Annotated in this window: 3 protein-coding genes; 2 read left to right on the top strand and 1 reads right to left on the bottom strand. The window is 64.8% G+C overall.

The features are described 5' to 3' along the window. Positions 1-201: accessory factor UbiK family protein (locus AC6EI8_RS26295; RefSeq protein WP_498383367.1), on the bottom strand; the 201-nt coding region annotated here is incomplete at its 3' end. A 381-nt stretch (positions 202-582) separates the two neighbouring features. On the opposite strand from AC6EI8_RS26295, the gene AC6EI8_RS26290 reads away from it, so the two are divergent. Together AC6EI8_RS26290 and AC6EI8_RS26285 are read left to right on the top strand one after the other, a co-directional pair. Next, positions 583-1,353 (top strand): TorF family putative porin, encoded by a 771-nt coding sequence (locus AC6EI8_RS26290; RefSeq protein WP_498383366.1) that lies wholly within the window; start codon positions 583-585, stop codon positions 1,351-1,353. A 60-nt stretch (positions 1,354-1,413) separates the two neighbouring features. Next, the gene (locus AC6EI8_RS26285) at positions 1,414-1,752 is read left to right on the top strand and encodes a P-II family nitrogen regulator (RefSeq protein WP_006159494.1); all 339 of its coding nucleotides are present in this window, start codon (positions 1,414-1,416) and stop codon (positions 1,750-1,752) included. Positions 1,753-1,882 lie beyond the last annotated feature (130 nt).

Genomic DNA, 1,882 nt, shown 5'->3' with positions numbered 1-1,882 from the left:
CTCCAGCTCCTCGAGCCGTGCGCGCGTGCGGGCGAGCACCTGCGACTGCACGTCGAATTCCTCGCGCGTGACAAGATCGAGCTTGGCAAAGCCCTGGGTCATCATGCTGCGGACGTTCTTCTCGATGTCCTTGGCGGGCGAATTGCGCAGGACCTCGCTGACCTTGCTCTGCAGGTCGTTGAAGAGATCGGTGGGTTTCATCGTTTCTCCTTCTGCACCGTGGGGGTGCATCGATCGGGGGCGGCGGGAGCGGCCGGATGGGCGCATCTGCACGGTATCGGTGCAGCGCGCGCCCGTGGCGGCGGCCGGCACCAGCCGGTGGCATGGGCGGATTATGGCCCGTGAAGCGCGCCGGGAAAAGCGGCTTCGCCCCGCCGGACACAGCATTTAACCCGGCGCGGCGCGCCCAGCCCCGTGTTGCGGGCTTTTCGAAGGCAGATGGAAACCGGCTTGCATACGAGGCGTTCAGCGTGCCGCCAGGGCAGTCCATGCGCGCCCGCGCCACGCCGGACCCTGGCATGGCAGTTGCAGTATCCGCCCTGACAGAGAAGTCCCGAGCCCAAGGAAAAGGAGAAGAAATCCATGAAGACGCTGGCCCTCGCCATCGGCGCGCTGACGCTGTGCGGTTCCGCCACCACCGCACTGGCGCAGAGCGCGCCCGCGACCGCCGAAGCGGCCTCGCCGCATACGTTCACGGCGAACGTGACGCTGGCCTCCGAATACCGCTACCGCGGGATCATGCAGACCAATCGCCGGCCGGCGATCCAGGGCGGCTTCGACTACAGCCATGCGAGCGGCTTCTACGCGGGCAACTGGAACTCGAGCATCAGCTGGCTGAACGACAGCAACGACGAGGTGTCGGCCCCGATCGAGATGGACTTCTACGCCGGCTTCAAGAACACCTTCGGCGACGGCAAGTGGAACTACGACGTCGGCGTGCTGCAGTACTACTACCCCGGCGACTATCCGGCCAACTTCACCCGCCCGTACACCACCGAGCTGTACGGGGGCATCGGCTACGGCCCGGTGTTCCTCAAGTATTCGTACGCGCCGACCAACCTGTTCGGCTTCTACGACAGCAAGAACAGCTGGTACGTCGACCTGTCGGCCAACGTGCCGCTCGAGTTCTGGGGCCTGACGCTGAACGCGCACGTCGGCTACCAGAAGGTGCAGAACGTGTCGGACGCCTCGTACACCGACTGGAAGCTCGGCCTGACCAAGGACCTGGGCAACGGTTTCTCGGCCGCGGTCTCGTATGTCGACACCAATGCCAAGCGCGGCGTCTACACCAACACCTCGGGCCGCTACATGGGCAAGGCCACGGTGGTTGCCACGCTCACCAAGACTTTCTAATTCACGGTCAGCACGAGCGGGCCCCGGCTGGAACTGGGCCGCGCTCTCAGGAGAACACGGATGAAACTGATCATCGCCGTCATCAAGCCGTTCAAGCTCGACGAAGTGCGTGAAGCGCTGTCGGACGTGGGCGTGTCCGGCATCACCGTCACCGAGGTCAAGGGCTTCGGCCGGCAGAAGGGCCATACCGAGCTGTACCGCGGCGCCGAATACATCGTCGACTTTCTGCCCAAGGTCAAGATCGAGGTGGCGGTGCCCGACGACGTGGTCGACCGCGCCATCGAGGCGATCGAGAAGTCGGCCCGCACCGGCAAGATCGGCGACGGCAAGATCTTCGTCGCACCGATCGAGCAGGTCATCCGGATCCGTACCGGGGAGACCGGCGGCGACGCCCTGTAACGGCACGCCGGACGCAAACACACACGCGATACAAGCCACAAGCGCGACAAAAGCGACAAGAGGGTATTCAGATGACTAGCTGGTTCAAACGATTCCTGACGGCCGGCGCGATGGCGCTGGCCCTGGGCAC

This window comes from Cupriavidus sp. R6-3 (genome assembly GCF_059772245.1).
Note: the sequence above shows the minus strand (reverse complement) of the source record. Positions and strands in the feature narration are given on the sequence as shown.